Source organism: Stenotrophomonas sp. P5_B8 (assembly GCF_054049855.1).
Window position 1 is genome coordinate 1 of the sequence record NZ_JBFULO010000310.1, and the last position, 4702, is coordinate 4702.

Consider the following 4702-nt stretch of genomic DNA (forward strand, 5'->3'; position numbering starts at 1 on the left):
GGCCAGCCGAGCATGGCTCGGCTCTACCTATGGCCAGCCGAGCATGGCTCGGCTCTACCTATGGCCAGCCGAGCATGGCTCGGCTCTACGTATGGCCTGGCGGGCAGGGCTCTGCGCTACCCGCGGCCAGACCCACACCCGCCCTCCGTGGCGGAATCCGTGTGCGGCTCTTGCCCTTGCCCCGCTTTCGACCTGCGATAATCGCCGCATGACCGAACACACCCTCCCGGCCGGCGTGGCCGAAGCGCTCGAGCGTGGCCTGGCCGCGATGGACCTGGACGCCGCCCTGGCGCCGCCGCTGCTCACCTACCTCACCCTGCTCGACCGCTGGAACCGCACCTACAACCTCACCGCCATCCGCGATCCGCTGGAGATGGTCACCCGCCACCTGCTCGACTCGCTGGCCATGCAGCCCTACCTGGAGGCCGGCACCCTGGCCGACCTCGGCACCGGCCCCGGCCTGCCCGGCATCCCGCTGGCCATCGCCCGCCCGCAGCTGCAGGTCACCCTGGTCGAAAGCAACGGCAAGAAAGCCCGCTTCATGCGCGAAGCCGTCCGCCAGCTCGGCCTGGGCAACGCCCGCGTGGCCGAATCGCGCGCAGAGGCACTCGCCGAGCCGGGCGCCTACGACCACCTCACCGCGCGCGCCATGGACACCTTGGCCGGCATCATCGACGTCGGCGGCCATCTGCTGCGCCCCGGCGGCCGCCTGCTGGCCATGAAGGGCGTCTACCCGCACGACGAAATCGCCCAGCTGCCGGCCGGCTGGCAGGTCGAACAAGTGCTGCCCCTGCATGTCCCCGGCCTCACCGGTGAGCGCCATCTGGTCGTGGTGGCCGGTCCCTGAGCACATCGGCGTGCGCCCGTCGTCGTGACCGGCGCGCGTTCTCATAAGCGCCGCAGCGCCCGCCGTTGCTGCCGCTGCGGTGTCCACCGGGCGCATCCGGGGCCGCCGCGCGAGGTCGTGGGCGCCCACCGGCGCGCATCTCACAGTGCATGACACGCCCCATATACGCATAATGACCAGTCCCACTCCCTGCCGATGAGGCTCACCCGCATGGCCCGCATCATCGCCATCGCCAACCAGAAAGGTGGCGTCGGCAAGACCACGACCGCTGTCAATCTGGCCGCCTCCCTGGCTGCTGCACCCAGGCGCGTGCTCCTTGTCGACCTGGATTCGCAGGGCAACGCGACCATGGGCAGTGGCGTGGACAAGCGTGAAGTGGCCGCGTCCACCTGCGACCTGCTGCTCGGCGAAGCCACCGCGGTCGAAGTCCGGGTCACCACCCCGGAGGGTTTCGACCTGCTGCCGGGCAACATCGACCTGACCGCCGCCGAGATCCAGCTGATGGACCAGGGCGAACGGGAGCAGCGCCTGAAGCGCGCCCTGGCCCCGATCCGCGACGAATACGACTTCATCCTCATCGACTGCCCGCCGGCGCTGTCGCTGCTGACCCTCAATGCGTTGGCCGCCGCCGATTCGGTGATCGTGCCGATGCAGTGCGAGTACTACGCGCTGGAAGGCCTGAGCGCGCTGGTGGAAACCATCGAAGCGCTGCGCGCCAACCTCAATCCCAGCCTGGAGATCGAGGGCGTGCTGCGCACCATGTTCGATGTGCGCAACAACCTGGCCAATGCGGTCTCGGCCGAATTGACCGACCACTTCGGCGACCGCGTGTTCCGCACCATCGTGCCGCGCAACGTCCGCCTGGCCGAAGCGCCCAGCCACGGGCAGAGCATCGTCGGTTACGACCGCGCCTCGCGCGGTGGCGTCGCCTACCTCGGCCTGGCCGGGGAAATCATCCGCCGCCACCAACAACGCAATAAGGCCGACAAGGCCCTGGAGACCGCCTGATGAGCACCAAGCCCGCCCTCGGCAAGAAACGCGGCCTCGGCCGCGGCCTCGATGCGCTGCTGGGGCCCAAGGGCGCGGTGACTCAGGTGCAGGCCGCGGCGGTGATCGAACCGCTGCCCGGTGAAGTGCTGCGCAAGCTGCCGGTCGGCCAGCTGCAGCCGGGCAAGTACCAGCCGCGCCGCGACATGGATGAGACCAAGCTCGCCGAGCTGGCCGAATCGATCAAGGCGCAGGGCGTGATCCAGCCGATCCTGGTCCGCCAGCTTGGCCCGGACAGCTTCGAGATCGTCGCCGGCGAACGGCGCTGGCGCGCCTCGCAGCTGGCCGGCCTGGACGACGTGCCGGTGGTGGTGCGCGAGCTGGAAGACCGCACCGTCATCGCGATGGCGCTGATCGAGAACATCCAGCGCGAAGACCTCAACCCGCTTGAAGAAGCCGAGGCGCTGCAGCGCCTGATCAGCGAATTCGCGCTCACCCACGCCGAGGCCGCCCAAGCCGTCGGCCGCTCGCGCGCGGCGGTGTCCAACCTGCTGCGCCTGCTCGAGCTGCCGATCGCCATCCGCCTGCTGCTGGAAACCCGCCGGCTGGAAATGGGTCATGCCCGCGCGCTGCTGACGCTGGCGCCGGAATTGGCCAGCAAGCTGGCCCAGGAAGCGGCCGACCAGGGCTGGTCGGTACGCGAAGTGGAACACCGCGCGCAGCAGTTCGCCGCCGGCAAGGTGCCGGGCGCGATGCGCAAGAAGCCGACCGCCAGCGCCCCGCAGGCCGACATCGCCTCGCTGGAGACCGAACTGTCCGAATCGCTGGGTGCGCGCGTGGCCATCAACCACGGCCGCGGCGGCAAGGGCAAGCTGATCATCCATTACACCGACCTGGACACGCTGGATGGCGTGCTCGAACGACTCCGCGTACAGAAGGGCTGAGTCCCCCGCCTGCGCAAGAGGATCACCCCACCGTAATGAACCCCACCAAGGTCGACCGCAACCATCTGTTGCGTCTGACCGACCTGCCGAATGTCGGGCCGGCCTGTGAGAAAGATCTGCGTCTGATCGGCATCCGCGTGCCAGCGCACCTGCGCGGCCGCGATGCCTATGACATGTATGCGCAACTGTGCCTGCGCACCGGCGTGATGCACGATCCCTGCGTGATCGACGTGTTCCTGTCGATCCTGCGCTTCATGCAGGGCGAGGCGCCGCGCCCCTGGTGGGATTTCAGCAAGGAACGCAAGGCCACGCTGGCCAGGGATGCCCCGCTCACCTTGTGGTGAGCCAGCACCTGGGCCACGGTGGTCATCACCAGGAGCCACTGATGAGCAATGAACACGACGAACTGAGCCCGGGCGGCAGCCCGATCCTGCTGCACACGCAGGAGAAAGACTTCGCGCCGGCCCACGGCGAGGAATGCATCGAGCAGATCAGCGCGCATATCGAGCAGCACCTGGGGCCGATCTCGGGCGTCTTCCACGAGATCATTTCCGATGCGGTGCACATCGACGTACACGTGGTCCCGGCCACCGACGCGTTCCCGCACCTGCGGCTGGTGACGTCGGGCATGAGCGACCTGCCGATGACCCTGCCCGAGGGCGTGGAGGCACCGCAGCACATGGAGCTGATGGTCACCCTGCCGGCCGACTGGCCGATCCAGCACGCCGATTTCGAGGACGAGCGGTACTACTGGCCGATCCGCCTGCTCAAGGGCCTGGCGCGGCTGCCGCACAAGTTCGATACCTGGCTGGGCTTTGGCCACACCGTGCCCAACGGCCATCCGGCCGAGCCCTATGCGCCGGGCGTGGGCTTCGACGGCGCGATCGTGCTGCCGCCGGTGAGCGCGCCGGAAGACTTCGGCCACCTGGTGATCGATGCACACAAGACCATCGTCTTCATGACGCTGGTCCCGCTGTATCCGGAAGAGATGGCGCTGAAGTTGAAGAAGGGCAGCGATGCACTGCTGGACCGTTTCGACGCCAAGGGCATCAAGGATCTCATCGACCCGGCGCGCGTCAACGTGGCCAGGAAGCGCTTCGGGTTGTTCTGAGCCCGGCGCATCGGCGATATCCTGTCCACAGCAATTTCCAGGACCCTGCCATGACCGTTCTTGTCACCGGCGCCGCCGGCTTCATCGGCGCCAACACCCTGCGTGCCCTGCTGGATGCCGGTGAAACGGTGGTCGGGCTGGACAACTACAACGACTATTACGACCCGCAGATCAAGCGCGACCGCGTGGCCGCGCTGTGCCCGGATGCCGATATCCGCGTGCTCGACCTCACCGACCGGGACGGCCTGGCCGCGCTGTTCGATGAGGTCAAGCCGACCCGGGTGATCCACCTGGCCGCGCAGGCCGGCGTGCGCTATTCGCTGGAAAATCCGTACGCCTACGTCGACAGCAACCTGGTCGGCTTCGTCAACATGCTCGAGCTGTGCCGGCATCGCGGCGTGGCGCACCTGGTGTATGCCTCCAGCAGCTCGGTCTACGGCGACTCGGCCACGCCGCCGTTCTCCGAAGACCAGCGCATCGACAAGCCGCGTTCGCTGTATGCCGCCACCAAGGCAGCCAACGAACTGATGGCCTACACCTACGCGCAGTTGTATGGCCTGCATGCCACCGGCCTGCGCTTCTTCACCGTGTACGGTCCCTGGGGCCGCCCGGACATGGCGCCGCTGCTGTTTTCGCGCGCAGTGCTGGCCGGACGCGTCATCGATGTGTTCAACGACGGAAAAATGCAGCGCGATTTCACACATGTTTCCGACATCGTGGCCGGTATCCTCGGCGCGCTGGCGCATCCGTCCGGCGAGGACGTGCCGCACCGTGTATTCAACCTCGGCAACCACACGCCGATCGAGCTGGAGC

General features: G+C 67.8%; 6 protein-coding genes. All 6 read left to right on the top strand.

The features are described 5' to 3' along the window. Window positions 1-208: 208 nt before the first annotated feature. Window positions 209-847 carry a 16S rRNA (guanine(527)-N(7))-methyltransferase RsmG gene (gene rsmG / locus ACXJKH_RS15180; protein WP_256776304.1) on the top strand — a complete coding sequence of 213 codons (639 nt, stop codon included), beginning with the start codon at window positions 209-211 and terminating at the stop codon, window positions 845-847. Between the two features lie 210 nt (window positions 848-1057). Next, the gene (locus ACXJKH_RS15185) at window positions 1058-1855 is read left to right on the top strand and encodes a ParA family protein (RefSeq protein WP_256776303.1); all 798 of its coding nucleotides are present in this window, start codon (window positions 1058-1060) and stop codon (window positions 1853-1855) included. Beyond that, entirely contained in the window at window positions 1855-2778 is a 924-nt protein-coding gene (locus ACXJKH_RS15190) for a ParB/RepB/Spo0J family partition protein (protein WP_256776302.1), read from the top strand. The genes ACXJKH_RS15185 and ACXJKH_RS15190 overlap by 1 nt, the downstream gene beginning before the upstream one ends. Before the next feature lie 35 nt (window positions 2779-2813). Further along, the gene (locus ACXJKH_RS15195; RefSeq protein WP_457320500.1) at window positions 2814-3122 is read left to right on the top strand and encodes a helix-hairpin-helix domain-containing protein; all 309 of its coding nucleotides are present in this window, start codon (window positions 2814-2816) and stop codon (window positions 3120-3122) included. 41 nt (window positions 3123-3163) lie between these two features. After that, window positions 3164-3889: a suppressor of fused domain protein gene (locus ACXJKH_RS15200; RefSeq protein ID WP_256776300.1), complete on the top strand. Its 726-nt coding sequence runs from the start codon at window positions 3164-3166 to the stop codon at window positions 3887-3889. A 50-nt stretch (window positions 3890-3939) separates the two neighbouring features. Next, a partial coding sequence (locus ACXJKH_RS15205) for an NAD-dependent epimerase/dehydratase family protein (protein WP_457320503.1) occupies window positions 3940-4702 on the top strand: 763 nt, incomplete at its 3' end.

Excerpts from the sequence above, each read along its gene's own strand:
- rsmG (WP_256776304.1), top strand. The coding sequence starts at position 209 with ATGACCGAACACACCCTCCCGGCCGGCGTGGCCGAAGCGCTCGAGCGT.
- ACXJKH_RS15185 (WP_256776303.1), top strand. The coding sequence starts at position 1,058 with ATGGCCCGCATCATCGCCATCGCCAACCAGAAAGGTGGCGTCGGCAAG.
- ACXJKH_RS15190 (WP_256776302.1), top strand. The coding sequence starts at position 1,855 with ATGAGCACCAAGCCCGCCCTCGGCAAGAAACGCGGCCTCGGCCGCGGC.
- ACXJKH_RS15195 (WP_457320500.1), top strand. The coding sequence starts at position 2,814 with ATGAACCCCACCAAGGTCGACCGCAACCATCTGTTGCGTCTGACCGAC.
- ACXJKH_RS15200 (WP_256776300.1), top strand. The coding sequence starts at position 3,164 with ATGAGCAATGAACACGACGAACTGAGCCCGGGCGGCAGCCCGATCCTG.